Source organism: Mesorhizobium album (assembly GCF_033977205.1).
Lineage (GTDB): Bacteria > Pseudomonadota > Alphaproteobacteria > Rhizobiales > Rhizobiaceae > Mesorhizobium > Mesorhizobium album.
Window position 1 is genome coordinate 1 of record NZ_JAVIIW010000030.1, and the last position, 14,593, is coordinate 14,593.

General features: G+C 63.7%; 12 protein-coding genes. 10 read left to right on the forward strand and 2 right to left on the reverse strand.

Going from position 1 to position 14,593, the window contains the following annotated elements:
* Positions 1-82: 82 nt before the first annotated feature.
* Positions 83-2,020 (reverse strand): sigma-54-dependent Fis family transcriptional regulator, encoded by a 1,938-nt coding sequence (locus RFN28_RS22870; RefSeq protein WP_320289490.1) that lies wholly within the window; start codon positions 2,018-2,020, stop codon positions 83-85.
* Positions 2,021-2,372: 352 nt separating this feature from the next.
* Between RFN28_RS22870 and RFN28_RS22875 the strand changes: the two genes are divergently transcribed.
* From RFN28_RS22875 to RFN28_RS22915, 9 genes are all read left to right on the forward strand, one after another.
* Positions 2,373-4,154: an acetolactate synthase 3 large subunit gene (locus tag RFN28_RS22875; protein WP_320289491.1), complete on the forward strand. Its 1,782-nt coding sequence runs from the start codon at positions 2,373-2,375 to the stop codon at positions 4,152-4,154.
* Positions 4,155-4,233: 79 nt separating this feature from the next.
* Positions 4,234-4,806 (forward strand): acetolactate synthase small subunit, encoded by a 573-nt coding sequence (ilvN, locus tag RFN28_RS22880; protein WP_059185300.1) that lies wholly within the window; start codon positions 4,234-4,236, stop codon positions 4,804-4,806.
* A gap of 121 nt (positions 4,807-4,927) precedes the next feature.
* Positions 4,928-5,524 (forward strand): LysE family translocator, encoded by a 597-nt coding sequence (locus tag RFN28_RS22885; protein WP_320289492.1) that lies wholly within the window; start codon positions 4,928-4,930, stop codon positions 5,522-5,524.
* Positions 5,525-5,837: 313 nt separating this feature from the next.
* Positions 5,838-7,124 (forward strand): efflux RND transporter periplasmic adaptor subunit, encoded by a 1,287-nt coding sequence (locus tag RFN28_RS22890; protein ID WP_320289493.1) that lies wholly within the window; start codon positions 5,838-5,840, stop codon positions 7,122-7,124.
* A complete protein-coding gene (locus RFN28_RS22895; protein ID WP_320289494.1) occupies positions 7,121-10,279 on the forward strand; it encodes an efflux RND transporter permease subunit in 3,159 nt (1,052 codons plus the stop codon). Before RFN28_RS22890 ends, RFN28_RS22895 begins: the two co-directional genes overlap by 4 nt.
* A 64-nt stretch (positions 10,280-10,343) precedes the next feature.
* On the forward strand, positions 10,344-10,964 hold the full coding sequence (gene nthA, locus RFN28_RS22900; protein ID WP_320289495.1) for a nitrile hydratase subunit alpha: 621 nt from the start codon (positions 10,344-10,346) through the stop codon (positions 10,962-10,964).
* The gene (nthB, locus tag RFN28_RS22905; RefSeq protein ID WP_320289496.1) at positions 10,961-11,620 is read left to right on the forward strand and encodes a nitrile hydratase subunit beta; all 660 of its coding nucleotides are present in this window, start codon (positions 10,961-10,963) and stop codon (positions 11,618-11,620) included. Before nthA ends, nthB begins: the two co-directional genes overlap by 4 nt.
* Positions 11,607-11,957: a nitrile hydratase accessory protein gene (locus tag RFN28_RS22910; protein WP_320289497.1), complete on the forward strand. Its 351-nt coding sequence runs from the start codon at positions 11,607-11,609 to the stop codon at positions 11,955-11,957. Before nthB ends, RFN28_RS22910 begins: the two co-directional genes overlap by 14 nt.
* 137 nt (positions 11,958-12,094) lie before the next feature.
* Positions 12,095-13,222 (forward strand): ATP-dependent DNA helicase, encoded by a 1,128-nt coding sequence (locus RFN28_RS22915; RefSeq protein WP_320289498.1) that lies wholly within the window; start codon positions 12,095-12,097, stop codon positions 13,220-13,222.
* On the opposite strand, the gene RFN28_RS22920 is transcribed toward RFN28_RS22915, so the two are convergent.
* Positions 13,219-13,614 carry a SpoIIAA family protein gene (locus RFN28_RS22920; RefSeq protein WP_320289499.1) on the reverse strand — a complete coding sequence of 132 codons (396 nt, stop codon included), beginning with the start codon at positions 13,612-13,614 and terminating at the stop codon, positions 13,219-13,221. The genes RFN28_RS22915 and RFN28_RS22920 overlap by 4 nt on opposite strands.
* A gap of 218 nt (positions 13,615-13,832) precedes the next feature.
* Between RFN28_RS22920 and RFN28_RS22925 the strand changes: the two genes are divergently transcribed.
* A complete protein-coding gene (locus tag RFN28_RS22925; RefSeq protein ID WP_320289500.1) occupies positions 13,833-14,573 on the forward strand; it encodes a pyridoxine 5'-phosphate synthase in 741 nt (246 codons plus the stop codon).
* Positions 14,574-14,593 lie beyond the last annotated feature (20 nt).

Sequence of the window (14,593 nt, forward strand, 5' to 3'; positions counted from 1 at the left end):
CCCATCCCGTCTCCGTGCTGCCCCCTCATCAATGACGAACAAAACCTGTGGCAAAAGACATAGGGCGAAAAAACGTCATCCCTCATTCTTGACCACGGTCATAAGAGTTAGGCGCTTCCAATCGCAGCCGCTTCATCCTGCGATGCACTGTGGTGCGGTCGACGCCGAGACGCCGGGCGGCTTCGGAAATGTTCCAGCCTGCCGCCACAAGCGCGTTCAACAGCGCCTCTCGCTCTTCATCAGGCGAGGGCGGCCGCAGCGCAACGATCCTCGCCGGCACAGGCGATGTCGCCGCATGCGCGAAGTCGGGCAGGTCGGAGGGCTGGATCGTTCCGTCTTCGCAAAGCGCCACCGCCAGATCGATGGCGTTGACGAGCTCGCGGATATTGCCGGGCCAGTTGTGGCGGATCAGCGCCAGCCTCGCCGCCGGCGACAGCCGTGCCGGCCGCCTGGCAAGGCGCGCGCGCTCGTCCATCAGCCGGTCCAGCAGCCATTCGAAATCGGTGCGTTCGCGCAACGCCGGCAAGGTCAGCGAGGCGGCGTTCAGCCGATAGAACAGGTCCTCGCGGAAACGGCCCTCGGCAACCAGCTTGCGCAGGTCATGATGCGAGGCCGAGATGACCTTGATGTCGATCGCTCGCGGTTCAGTGCTGCCGACTGGGATCAATTCGCGCTCGGCGATCACTCTCAGGAGCCGCGATTGCAGCGCATAGGGCATATCGCCGATCTCGTCGAGGAAGAGCGTGCCGCTGTCGGCGCTCTCGATCAGCCCTTTGCGTCCTTTGGCCGAGGCGCCGGTGAAGGCGCCCGCGGTGTGGCCGAAAAGCTCGCTCTCGATCAGGTGTTCCGGGATGGCCGCGCAGTTGATGGCCACGAAGGGGCCGGTGCGCACGGAGCTGTCGTGGATCGCGCGGGCGAGAACCTCCTTGCCGGAGCCGGTCTCGCCATGGATCAGGATCGGAATTGACGTCCGCGCCAGCTTGGCGGCTTTGAGCTGCATCGCCGCCATTGCCGGGTCGCCGCCCGAAAGTTCGGCGATCGGCTTCGGCAGCAGTTCGACGGGAGCGCGACGTCCGCTCGCCGGCTGTGGTTCGATCGCGTGCGCAAAGAGGGCGCTGCCGTTGCGGCCGAACACCAGCCGCTCCTCGGTGGGGCGCCCGCGCGTCAGATTCGGCAGGTCGTCGATGCCCATGTCGAGATAGCGCGAGATCGGCTGGCCGATCGGCGATGGCGAATGCCTCCAGTCGATGCCGCCGGCTTGCGCCAGAAGCAGGGCCCCGCCGCGCGTCGTGCCGAGGATGCGACCGGAGGCATCGAGCGCGATCGCCGCGTCCGGATCGACGTCGAGGAACTCCGGCGAGCGGGAAAAGCGCAGCACCCATTCGGAGTGCATCTGCGCCATCAAATTGGCGAGCTCGATGCGTCGCGCGGAGGCCGTCACCAGGTGCAGCGCGAGGTTCTGGCTGACCTTCGGCTGCGGCGAACGCAGCAGCGAAATGTCGAGCACGGCGGTCAGTTCGCCCTTGGTATCGAAGATCGGCGCGGCGGTGCAGGAAAGCGGCGTGTGGGTGGTGTCGAAATGATCGGTCTGATGAATGGTCATCGCCTCGCCGGTGACGATGCAGGAACCGACGCCGCAGGTTCCGGTGCGGCTCTCCGACCATTCAGAGCCGAGGTAGAGCCCCGCCTTGCGCAACTGGTCCATGAACAGCGGATCGCCGAGAAAGTCGACGGTCACGCCCTTGGCGTCGGCAAGCAGCAACACGTAGTTCTGGCCCGCCACCTGCTTGAACAATGTCTCCAGGCCGCTGCGGGCGATCGCAATCAGCCGCTCCGATTGCTCGCGGTGCTCGCGCAACTGAGTGTCGGGAACAATGTAGGCCTCGGTCGGCCGGGCCGGATCGAGCCGGTGCGTGTCGACGCAGCGCAGCCAGGATTGAACCACGATGTCGTCGCGGGCCGACCGCGCGCCCGACAAGACCTGCTCGATTTCGCGGATATGCTCTCGTTCGCCAGCCATGCGTCCTCCTCGCAGCCAACGTCCTTTTGCAACCGCATAGTGGTTGCTCGGCGGCACCCGCTCAACTGTACTATGGTAGCGCGACTATCGTTCGCGCGCTGGCGCCGATTTTCACGGGCGGGTGAAATCGCGCGTCACCCCATTGACGAGCCCGCATTTTGGCCCTTATTGTCCGCGCCCATGAAAACAGCACTCATTCTCGTAGGCTGGCGCGTGGGCAAGGCGGTGTAACCGCCGGGCGAAAACCTCCCATGCGCATCCCACAGGCTCCCTCGGGGGCCTTTTTTATTGCCCAAAACCCAACTAAACGACCAGCAATCGCCAGGCGGCGAACAATACGGGACCCAAACCGATGAGCAGTGGACAGAACGAGCGGCGTGAAATGACGGGCGCCGAAATGGTGGTGCAGGCGCTGAAGGACAACGGCGTCAAGCACGTCTTCGGCTATCCGGGTGGCGCGGTTCTCCCAATCTACGATGAAATTTTCCAACAGGACGAGGTCGAGCACATTCTGGTCAGGCACGAGCAGGGCGCCGGGCACGCGGCGGAAGGCTATGCGCGCTCGACCGGCAAGGCCGGCGTGCTGTTGGTCACGTCCGGCCCCGGTGCCACCAATGCGGTGACGCCGCTGCAGGACGCGCTGATGGATTCCATTCCGCTGGTGTGTCTCACCGGCCAGGTGCCGACCTCGCTGATCGGCTCCGACGCCTTCCAGGAATGTGACACGGTCGGCATTACGCGGCCCTGCACCAAGCACAACTGGCTGGTGAAGGATGTCAACGATCTCGCTGCCACCATCCACGAAGCCTTCCATGTCGCGACCACCGGGCGTCCCGGCCCGGTCGTGGTCGACATTCCGAAGGACGTGCAGTTCGCCAAGGGCATCTACGTGCCGCCGCAGACGGCGCCGCGCACCAGCTACCAGCCCAAGGTCCAGGGCGACCTGGAGAAGGTGAAGGCAGCGGTCGAGCTGATGGCCTCCGCGAAGAAGCCGATTATCTATAGCGGCGGCGGCGTCATCAATTCGGGTCCGGAAGCCAGCCATCTGCTGCGAGAGCTGGTCGACCTCACCGGTTTCCCGATCACCTCGACGCTGATGGGTCTCGGCGCCTACCCGGCCTCGGGCAAGAACTGGGTCGGCATGCTTGGCATGCACGGCACCTACGAGGCCAACATGGCCATGCACGACTGCGACGTGATGGTCTGCATCGGCGCGCGTTTCGACGACCGCATCACCGGCCGGTTGACCGCCTTCTCGCCGAACTCGAAGAAGATCCACATCGACATCGATCCGTCCTCGATCAACAAGAACGTCCATGCGGACGTGCCGATCCTGGGCGATGTCGGCCGGGTGCTGGAGGATCTGGTGCGGCTGTGGCGGGCGACCGCCAAGGCCGACAAGAAGGCGCTCTATCCGTGGTGGGAGCAGATCGCGAAATGGCGCGCGCGGGACTCGCTCGCCTACAAGATGAACAGCGACGTGATCATGCCGCAATATGCGATCCAGCGGCTCTATGCGCTGACCAAGGATCTCGACACCTACATCACCACCGAGGTCGGCCAGCACCAGATGTGGGCGGCACAGCACTACCATTTCGACAAGCCGAACCGCTGGATGACTTCGGGCGGACTGGGAACGATGGGCTACGGCCTGCCGGCGGCGCTCGGCGTGCAGATCGCGCATCCCGATGCGCTGGTCATCGACATCGCCGGCGACGCCTCTGTCCAGATGACGATGCAGGAGATGAGCTCGGCGGTGCAGTACGAGGCGCCGATCAAGATCTTCATCCTCAACAACCAGTATATGGGCATGGTGCGCCAGTGGCAGCAGCTGCTGCATGGCAACCGGTTGTCGCATTCCTATACCGAGGCGATGCCGGACTTCGTCAAGCTGGCGGAAGCCTATGGCGGTCACGGGATACGCTGCGAGAAGCCGGACGAGCTGGATGACGCGATCCGCGAAATGATCTCGGTGAAGAAGCCGGTGCTCTTCGACTGCCGCGTGGCGACTTTAGCCAACTGCTTCCCGATGATCCCGTCGGGCAAGGCGCACAACGAGATGCTTCTGCCGGACGAGGCGACCGACGAAGCGGTGGCCAACGCCATCGACGCCAAGGGCAGGGAACTGGTGTAGCCGCGAGTTAACGTCGCGGCTGGAAAGCCGTGTGGAAACAGAGTGTTATATCCAAAAGATTGAAGTCGAGATTCACGTCATGAACGCACAGCTCCAGCCGACCGGCTCCGCCTATTTCATCGCCAAGGAAACCGAGAAGCCGGAAACGCACACGCTTTCCGTGCTGGTCGACAATGAGCCGGGCGTGCTTGCCCGCGTCATCGGCCTGTTCTCGGGACGCGGCTACAATATCGAAAGTCTCACGGTGTCCGAGACCGAGCACGAAAAACATCTGTCGCGCATCACCATCGTGACGCGCGGCACGCCGCATGTACTGGAGCAGATCAAGCACCAGCTCGAGCGCATCGTGCCGGTGCACCGCGTGGTCGACCTCACCGTGCGCTCGCATGAGCTCGGCCAGGAGCGGCCGCTGGAGCGCGAGCTTGCGCTGGTCAAGGTCGCCGGCACCGGTGACGCCCGCGTCGAGGCGCTGCGGCTCGCCGACGCCTTCCGCGCCTCGGTCATCGACGCCAACACCGAGCATTTCATCTTCGAGATCACCGGCAAGGGTTCCAAGCTCGACCAGTTCATCGCCATCATGAAGCCGCTCGGCCTGGTCGAGATCTGCCGCACTGGCGTGGCGGCCATGAACCGCGGCCCGCAGGGCATGTAAGCGCGGCGGGCACCGCTCGGGCTGCTTCAAATCCTTCTCTCTGGCCCGGCTGTCGCCTGTTCGTGGCTTTTGCGCGTCCGCTAGAAAAGGACAATAAGGCTGACGTATCTGGGAGGATATGATGTCCGTCGACGCGTTCCTTGCTTTGCTTGTCTATGCCTTCGTGACATCGATCACGCCGGGGCCGAACAATCTCATGCTGCTCGCATCCGGCGTCAATTTCGGCATCGTCCGAACGGTTCCGCATATGCTGGGCATCAGCATCGGCTTTCTTATCCTGCTGCTCGCCGTCGGCTTCGGCCTCGGCGCGGCGCTGACGGCGTTTCCGGCGCTGCACACGGCGCTGAAAGTCGCGGGCGCTGCCTATCTGCTCTACCTCGCCTGGAAGATCGCCATGTCGCGCTCGGTGAGCGACAAGAGCGGGGCGGAGGTGCAGCCGATGCGCTTCATCGACGCCGCCGCGTTCCAGTGGGTCAATCCCAAGGCCTGGGTGATGGCGATCACCGCCATGGCCGTCTACACCAACCCGAACCATCCGTTCGTCTCGGTGGCACTGATCTCGATCGCCTTCACCATCGTCAACCTGCCCAGCGTTTCCGTATGGGCCGGATTCGGAACGGCGCTGCGCGGCTTGCTGTCGGATCCCGTGCGCCTCAAATGGTTCAACATCGCCATGGGTTTGTTGCTGGCGGCGACACTCTGGCCAATGCTGCGTTGAGCTTATTTCGGGTCGATTAAGCATTCTCCCGAAAGTAGGAACCAGTTTCGAGACAAAGACATGCGTAAAATCAAAAACCTAAAGCGCAGGCAGCGAATCTGAACGATCGCGACGCGCTTTAGAAAGGCTGTCACGGCACATTTGCCGGCTGCACAGCATTGTGCACTGCACATTAAATCTTCGTAATGCCGCGGTTTGGCCCTTTTCCGCCAAAGCCTTGTCCTATCTATTCGGCGAAATTCACGGCGAAAGACCGTGAAGCGAGCTAAGATAGACCACCGGGATCGGCGTGTCGGGTAGAGGCTTGTTGTCGATGCGCGGAAAAATCGCCTTTGCAGTCGTTGCGCTGGCCTGCTTTGCGGGAGCCGGCCTTTATCTTTCGCCCACGACGATGAGCAAGGTCCAGCAGTTGATCTCGGGCCGGCAGGCCACCGCGGACGGCACGGACAAGACGGCCAAGGTATCGGACAATCCGAAGGGCGATGGCGGCAAGGGCAGTGGCGGCCCGCGTTCGGCCTCGATCGTCTCGGCAACAGCGACAACCGCCGACTTTCCGATCCGCCGCTATGCTATCGGCTTCGTCTCCTCGCCGGCGGTGGTCAGCATCAACGCCCGTGTGTCCAGCCAGATCGTGTCGATCGCCGTCAAGGACGGGCAGATGGTCAAGGCAGGCGACCTTCTCTTCTCGCTCGATGACCGCGCGTTGAAGGCCCAGCTCGCCAAGGACCAGGCGACGCTCGCCAAGGATCAGGCCCTGCTCGTCAGCGCCACCGCGGATCTTCAGCGCGCCAAGGATCTCGTCGCCAGGCAGGCCGGCACACAGCAGACCTACGATCAAGCGCTGGCGGCGCAGAAGTCCGCGGCCGCGACCATAGACGCCGACAAGGCGACGATCGATTTCGATACGGTCCAGCTCAGCTATGCAACGATCACGGCGCCAATCTCGGGCAGGCTCGGCGCCGTCAATGTTGCAGTCGGCGATCTGGTCACCACCAGCAACGGCAGCAGCAGCTCGACCCCGCTGGTAACGATCACGCAAGTGGATCCGCTGCAGGTCAACTTCAACCTGCCGGAAAGCAATCTGGCGCTGCTCCACAAGGCGCTCGCCAACCCGCAGCAAGGGGCGGTGACGCTGACCAAGGACGGCGACCCGACGCCGATCGGCAAGGGCACGCTCGACTTCGTCGATTCCAGCGTCGACACAGCATCGGGCACCATCGCCACGCGGGCGAGCATTCCGAATGCCGATCTTTCGCTTTGGCCTGGCCAGTATGTGAATGTCGCGCTCGACGCCGGCACGATGCCGCAAATGACGTCGGTTCCGACTGTCGCGGTGCAACCCAGTCAGAAGGGCCCGTTCGTCTATGTCGTCAAGCCGGACAATACGGTCGAGATGCGGCCGGTGCAGGTGGCGCTGACGGAAGGCGAAAACAGCGCCATCAGCCAAGGGCTGAAGGCCGGTGAAAAAGTGGTCGTCGAAGGCCAGACGAGGCTGAAGGACGGCGCCGCCGTCCACGAAGGCAAGACGGCTGGCAACGGCGCCGATCAGGCCGCTCCCAAGGTCGCGGAAGCCGACAAGGCCGGCGGGGCGCGGCCATGATTTCGGAATTCTGCATACGCAGGCCCGTTGCCACCCTCCTGATGTCGTTCGCGCTCGTTTTGGGCGGCATCTTTGCCTACAAGTTCCTGCCGGTGGCAGCGCTGCCGAGCGCCGAATTTCCGGTGGTCAACGTCTCGGCACAGCTGCCCGGCGCGTCACCGGAAACCATGGCGACATCGGTGGCGACGCCGCTGATCAAGCAGTTCTCCACCATCGCTGGCATCGATTCGATCTCGACGACCAACTCGCTTGGCCAGACCTCGATCGCCATCCAGTTCGTGCTCAACAGGGACATTGACGCCGCCGCGGCCGACGTCCAGGCCGCGATCGCGCGCACGCAGCGGCAACTGCCGCCACAGATGACCTCGCCGCCCAGCTACCGAAAGGTCAATCCCGCTGACGCGCCGATCCTTTTGATGTCACTGGTCAGCGACACGGTTCCGCTCACCGACCTCGATGCCTTCGCCGAGAACGTCATCTCGCCTTCGCTGTCGACGATCGACGGGGTGGCGCAGGTCTCGATCTTCGGCCAGCAGAAATATGCGGTGCGCATCCAGATCGATCCGACCGCGCTTGCCGCGCGCGGCATCTCGATCGATCAGCTGCAGACGGCCATCGCGTCGGCCAACAGCAACACGCCGCTCGGCGTTCTGCAGAACAACAAGCAGCAGCTCACAATCACGTCCAATACCCAGCTGACCAATGCGGCCGGCTTCTCCAACCTGATCATCGCCACCAAGAATGGTCATCCGGTACGATTGGGCGAGGTGACCCGCGTCATCGATTCCGTGCAGACCACGACGACGGCGAGCTGGTATGACGGCACGCGCGCCATCATCATGGCCGTGCAGCGTCAGCCCGACGCCAACACGGTCGACGTCGTCGACAAGGTCAAGGCGATGCTGCCGTCCTTCCAGGACCAGATGCCGAGCGCGGCCAGTATCAAGCTGCTCAACGACCGCTCGACCTCGATCCGCGCCGCCGTAGATGACGTGCAGTTCACGCTGCTCCTGACCATCGCCTTGGTGGTGATGGTGATCTTCGTGTTCCTGCGTCGCGTCACCGCAACGATCATTCCGGCCGTGGCGGTACCGATCTCGCTGATCGCAACGCTGGGCGCAATGTTCCTGTTCGGGTTCTCCATCGACAACATCTCACTGATGGGCCTCACGCTTGCAGTCGGCCTCGTCGTCGACGACGCCATCGTCATGCTGGAGAACATCTTCCGCCATATGGAGGAGGACGGCCTGTCGGCCTTCGAGGCATCGCTGAAGGGCGCGCGCGAGATCGGCTTCACCATCATTTCCATCTCCATCTCGCTGGTCGCGGTATTCATTCCCGTGCTTTTGATGGGCGGCGTGATCGGCCGCATCTTCAACGAATTCGCGGTCGTGGTGACGGTCGCCATCCTGGCTTCCATGTTCGTGTCGCTGACGCTGACGCCGATGCTGTGCTCGCGGCTCCTGTCGGTGACGAAGGCCGATCGCGAGGCGCATGGCGATGGCCACAGGCACGACATGTTCACGCGCGGCTATGACTGGCTCCTGACCTTCTGCCTCCGGCACACTTTCCTGGTGTTCCTCGTCTTCATCGGAACGGCGGCGGCGTCGGTCTGGCTGATCCAGGTCTCGCCGAAAGGGTTCTTCCCGCAGGAGGATATCGGCCAGATTTCGGTGACCACCATTGCCCGCCAGGACATTTCGTTCCCTGCCATGGCCAAGTTGCAAGGCCAGGTGGCCAATGTCTTTTCGCACTCGCCCTATGTTGACCATGTGGCATGGTCGGCGGGCAGCGGCAACAATGCGCTGAACCAAGGTCAGCTCTATGTTCAGCTGAAGGACAAGAGCCAGCGCCCCAACATCGAGAAGGTGCTTTCGGACCTGAGGCGGCAACTGGCCGGCGTCGCCGGCATCGAGACCTACATGCAGCCGGTGCAGAACCTGAGACTCGGCTCGCGGTCTTCCGCCAGCGCCTATCAGCTGGTCGTACAGGGCCTCGACACCAAGCAGACCGACATCTGGGCGCAGAAGCTGAACGACGCGATAGCCGCCGATCACACGACCTTCACCGACGTCACCAGCGATCTGCAGAACAACTCACTGCAGGCGACGCTGGTGGTCGACCGCGACAAGGCCGCCCAGCTCGGCATCGACACCGATACGCTGCGATCCAGCCTCTATGGCGGGTTCGGCACGGCGCAGGTCTCGACGATCTTCGGCTCGGCCGACAGCTACGAGGTTGTGATGGAGCTCGATCCGAAGATCGAGTGGTCGCCGGAGCGGATGCTGGCCATCCAGGTGCGAACGGCGGGCGGCAGCCTGGTGCCGCTTGGCGCCTTCGCCCGCGTCGATCGCACCGCCGGGGCGCTTACGGTCAATCAGCTCGGCCAGCTTCCGGCGGTCACCATATCATACAATCTGCCGCAGGGCGTGGCGCTCGGCGACAGCGTGGCCCGCATCAACCAGCTGAAGGAGCAGATCGGCATGCCGACGTCGATCGGCACGACCTTCGCCGGCACGGCCAAGACCTTCCAGGATTCGCTTGCCAACCAGGGCCTGCTGATCGGCGGCGCGATCCTGACGATCTATATCGTGCTCGGCATGCTCTATGAGAGCTTCATCCACCCGCTCACCATTCTCACCGGCCTGCCGTCGGCGGTGCTGGGAGCGCTGGTCGCGCTGCAGTTCGCGGGGATGGATCTGTCGGTCATCGCGGTGATCGGCATCCTGATGCTGATCGGCATCGTCAAGAAGAACGGCATCATGATGGTCGACGTCGCGCTGGAGCTCCGGCGCCAGGGCATGTCGGCGGTGGAGTCCATTCACAGGGCCTGCCTGATGCGTTTCCGGCCGATCATGATGACGACGCTGGCGGCGCTGATGGGCACGTTCCCGATCGCGCTCGGCACCGGCGCCAGCGCCGAACTTAGGCAGCCGCTCGGCGTTGCCGTGGTCGGCGGCCTGCTCGCCTCACAGGCGCTCACCCTGTTCGTCACGCCTGTCATCTATGTCTATTTCGAGCATTTCTCCGGTTGGCTGCTCGGCTTCTCCTTGAAGAAGAGCCGGCCGGAGTTGCATGCCGTCGAGCCGATTGAACAGCCTTCGCTGTTCGACTCGGAGGAAGAAGCCGAGCCGAAGAAGGTGGCCGCCGAATAGCCGGCCGGCGCTGGCCCAAGGCGTGGTGCTTGCGGCGGCGTGTCGGCGATCCTAGTCTGGCGCCATGTCCCATGATCATGACCACGAAAACGAGCTCGATCCGTTCGCCGCCCGTGTGCGGGCGCTGGAGACGATCCTCACCGAAAAAGGCCTGATCGACCCGGCGGCCATCGACGTCATCGTCGACACCTACGAGACGAAGATCGGCCCGCGCAACGGCGCCAGGGTGGTGGCGAAAGCCTGGAACGACCCCGCCTATGCCGAATGGCTGAAGCGCGACGCGACGGCGGCGATCGCCTCGCTGGGCTACAGCGGCCGCCAGGGCGAGCATATGCAGGCCGTCTTCAACACCGAGGAGACGCATAACCTCGTCGTCTGCACGCTCTGCTCCTGCTATCCGTGGTCGGTACTCGGGCTGCCGCCGGTCTGGTACAAGGCGCCGCCCTACCGGTCGCGGGCGGTGATCGACCCGCGCGGCGTGCTGGAAGAATTCGGGCTGACGTTGCCGGCGGACAAGAAGATCCGCGTCTGGGATTCGACGGCGGAGCTTCGCTACCTGGTGGTGCCGATGCGGCCGAAGGGCACCGAAGGCTGGAGCGAAGAGCAACTCGCCAGCTTGGTCAGCCGCGATGCGACGATCGGCACGGCGCTCGCCAAAGAGCCGGGATGGGGGGAGCCGGCATGAACGGGCCGCAGGATCTCGGCGGGCAAACGGGCTTCGGCCCGGTCGCACCCGAAAAAGATGAGCCCTATTTCCACGCCGAGTGGGAGAAGCGCGCGCTCGGCGTGACACTGACCGCCGGCGCCATGGGCGCCTGGAATATCGACGAGAGCCGGCACGCGCGGGAATCGCTGCATCCGGCCGACTATTATGCCTCGAGCTACTACCAGATCTGGATAAAGGCCCTGGAAGCGCTTTTGAAGCGCCACGGTTTCGTCACGGAGCGCGACCTTGCGGCCGGCAAGGCGGTCGATCCCGCCGTGACGCCCAAACGGGTGCTGAAGGCAGCGGACGTGCCGGCGGTACTTGCCAAAGGCGGTCCGTGCGACCGGCCGGTCGCCACGCCGGCGCGTTTCCGGGCCGGCGATCGCGTGCGGACGAAGAATTTCAATCCCACCGGCCATACGCGCCTGCCGCGCTATGCGCGCGGCAAGAACGGCAGGATCGAGGCCGTCCGCGACGGCTTCGTGTTCCCGGACAGCAACGCGCATGGCAAGGGCGAGAACCCGCAATGGGTCTACACTGTGGTTTTCGACGGAGCCGAGATCTGGGGCGAGGGCGCCGACCCGACGCTGAGCGTGTCGATCGATGCCTGGGAGAGCTATCTTGAGCCGGCATGAGACCGAACGGCCGGCGGTCTTCGATGACCCGGTGTTCTCCGAACCATGGCAGGCGCAGGCTTTCGCCATGACGGTCGCGCTGCACGGCAAGGGCCTGTTTTCGTGGAGCGAGTGGGCGGAAGCCCTGTCGGCGGAAGTGAAGAAGCCGGACGCTGCGAGCGACGGCCACGACTACTACGAGCATTGGCTGGCGGCGCTGGAAAAGCTGCTGTCGGCAAAGGGTGTTGCCGGCAGAAGTGAGGTCGACGCGCTGGCGGCCGCCTGGGAGCGCGCCGCGCATGCCACGCCGCACGGCAAGCCGATCCTGCTGGAAAACGATCCCGGACCTGGCAGATAGAACAAGTTTGTTCTCTTTACGTTCCGATTTTTGCCTGATAGCGTGTCGGGCTGGAAGCAAACTGAGATCGTCATCCGCGAAATCGCGGTAGGACGGTCAATCTTGTATTTCGCTCGCGAATCCGGTCTGTCGCGCTGATGGAATTCTCTCCTCAACAGGACGAGGCTTTGAAGGCGGTCGGGCGCTGGCTGAAGGCCGGCCGGCCGCAGATCTTCCGGCTGTTCGGCTATGCCGGCACCGGCAAGACGACGCTGGCGCGCTATTTCGCCGAGCATGTCGACGGGCAGGTGCAATTCGCCGCCTTCACCGGCAAGGCAGCCCAGGTGCTGCGCTCCAAGGGCGCCATCAATGCCCGCACCATTCATTCGCTGATCTACAGGCCGAAGGGCGAGGAGTCTGTCGAGGACGAGGTGACCGGCAAGACTTCGATCTCGCCGACCTTCGCGCTCAACCGGCAAAGCCCGATCGCGCGGGCCAAGCTGGTCGTCATCGACGAATGCTCGATGGTCGACGAGCAGCTCGGCCGCGACCTGATGAGCTTCGGCACGCCGATCCTGGTGCTTGGCGATCCGGCCCAGCTGCCGCCGATCTCGGGCGGCGGCTTCTTCACCGAACACGAGCCGGATGTGCTGCTCACCGAAATCCACCGCCAGGCGCAGGACAATCCGATCATCAGGCTGGCGCTCGACGTGCGCGAAGGCCGCGAGTTCATGCATGGCGACTATGGCACGGCGCAGGTGATCGGCAGGGAAGGGGTCACCCAGGACCTGGTGCTCAAGGCCGATCAGGTGCTGGTCGGCACCAACCGCACGCGGCGGCGCTACAACCATCGTCTGCGCGAATTGAAGGGCTTCTCCGCCGACTATCCGCAGGCCGGCGACAAGCTGGTCTGCCTGCGCAACGATCCGGCCAAGGGGCTGCTCAACGGCTCGCTGTGGAAGGTGATGACCTCCTCGCGCGAGACGGTGAAGCCCGGCATCAACCTGTTGGTCTCGCCGGAAGAGGATGATCCCGACCGCGGCGTCGCCAAGATCAAGCTCTTGAAGGCGGCGTTCGAGGATCCCGATGCCGAGATTCCCTGGCAGCAGAAGAAGCGCTTCGACGATTTCGACTATGGCTATGCGCTGACGGTCCACAAGGCACAGGGCTCGCAGTGGAACGACGTGGTGCTGTTCGACGAGAGCTGGGCGTTCAAGGAGACCCGGCAGCGCTGGCTCTACACCGCCATCACGCGCGCGGCCGAGCGGCTGACGATCGTGCGCTAGATCGGCCTGGCGCCGAGCCATTGCCAGGCGGAAGGTTCGTCGTCACTGTCGAAACGCCGGAACTGGAAAGGCAAGGGGCTCGGGAAGAAGTCGCGAACGAAGGACGCCCATTCAGGCTCGCCGATCGCCGCGCAGCGCACGACATGGTCAAGCGCATGGGCCGCGCCCTCCCGCAACGTGCTTTCCGAGATGTTTGCCCAATCGATGCTTTCGTGATCCGTCAATCTGACCAGCACGTCGATCCTTGGGTGCAGGGCATAGGCCGCTTCCAGCAGCCCGAACAGGTTCTCCGCATCCCTCGGCGATACGTTGCCGACGACGTCGATGGCAAAAAGTGCGTCGCGGTTGGTGTCGATGCGGCGTATCGCCGGCACGGCATCGAGATGATTCACTTGGCTCTTCCTCCGCTAGCCGCCTCGCTTTAAAGCGCGCCGCGCCGAAACGGATCGGGCGACGCGCTTTAAGTCTTTGTTTTGATGTATGTCGTTTTCCCAAAACCGCTGCACAATTTTGGGCGACATGCTTTAGTCATCTGGAACACCGGAAACCTCTATCTGTTCCCTTCAAAGGCGCTATAGATGCGCGCCAACACCAAAATGGATGCTGGATCATGCCCGCTAAGCTTTCGGTCAACCTCAACGCCGTCGCCATGCTGCGCAACCGCCGAGACCTGCCGTGGCCGAGCGTCACCGGACTCGGCCGCATCGCGCTGGCAGCCGGCGCGCACGGGCTGACGGTCCATCCGCGTCCCGACGAGCGGCATACCAGGCATTCCGACCTGCCGGAGATCAGGGCGCTGATCGACGACGAGTTCCCGAACGCGGAATTCAACATCGAAGGCTATCCGAACGAGGATTTCCTGGCGCTTGTCGAAAAGCATCAGCCGGAACAAGTGACGCTGGTACCCGACGACCCGGCGCAGGCGACATCGGACCATGGCTGGAACTTCGTCGCGCAGGCGGCGTTCCTGACGCCGATCGTCAAGCGGCTGAAAAAGGGCGGTTTTCGCGTGTCGCTGTTCTCCGACCCCGATCCGGCCGGGGTGAGTGCCGCGCGCGATACGGGCGCCGACCGGATCGAGCTCTACACCGGCCCGTATGGCAGTTGCCATTCCGATTCCGCCAAGGCTGCCAAGGAATTGGAAAAACTGGGAATAACCGCCGACGCGGCTTTCGCGGCAGGGCTTCAGGTCAATGCCGGACACGATCTGACCGTGAACAACCTGCCGGCACTCGCCAGGCGAATTCCGGCATTGGCCGAAGTATCGATCGGACACGGGTTGACAGCCGACGCGCTGGAGTATGGCATGGCCGGCACGGTTAAGCGGTTCTTGACGGCCTGCGGATGGTAGGGCGAGTCCTGCGTCGGCGG

Bases quoted from the DNA above. Each gene is read 5' to 3' on its own strand.
- RFN28_RS22870 (WP_320289490.1), bottom strand. From the start codon at position 2,020: ATGGCTGGCGAACGAGAGCATATCCGCGAAATCGAGCAGGTCTTGTCG.
- RFN28_RS22875 (WP_320289491.1), top strand. From the start codon at position 2,373: ATGAGCAGTGGACAGAACGAGCGGCGTGAAATGACGGGCGCCGAAATG.
- ilvN (WP_059185300.1), top strand. From the start codon at position 4,234: ATGAACGCACAGCTCCAGCCGACCGGCTCCGCCTATTTCATCGCCAAG.
- RFN28_RS22885 (WP_320289492.1), top strand. From the start codon at position 4,928: ATGTCCGTCGACGCGTTCCTTGCTTTGCTTGTCTATGCCTTCGTGACA.
- RFN28_RS22890 (WP_320289493.1), top strand. From the start codon at position 5,838: ATGCGCGGAAAAATCGCCTTTGCAGTCGTTGCGCTGGCCTGCTTTGCG.
- RFN28_RS22895 (WP_320289494.1), top strand. From the start codon at position 7,121: ATGATTTCGGAATTCTGCATACGCAGGCCCGTTGCCACCCTCCTGATG.
- nthA (WP_320289495.1), top strand. From the start codon at position 10,344: ATGTCCCATGATCATGACCACGAAAACGAGCTCGATCCGTTCGCCGCC.
- nthB (WP_320289496.1), top strand. From the start codon at position 10,961: ATGAACGGGCCGCAGGATCTCGGCGGGCAAACGGGCTTCGGCCCGGTC.
- RFN28_RS22915 (WP_320289498.1), top strand. From the start codon at position 12,095: ATGGAATTCTCTCCTCAACAGGACGAGGCTTTGAAGGCGGTCGGGCGC.
- RFN28_RS22925 (WP_320289500.1), top strand. From the start codon at position 13,833: ATGCCCGCTAAGCTTTCGGTCAACCTCAACGCCGTCGCCATGCTGCGC.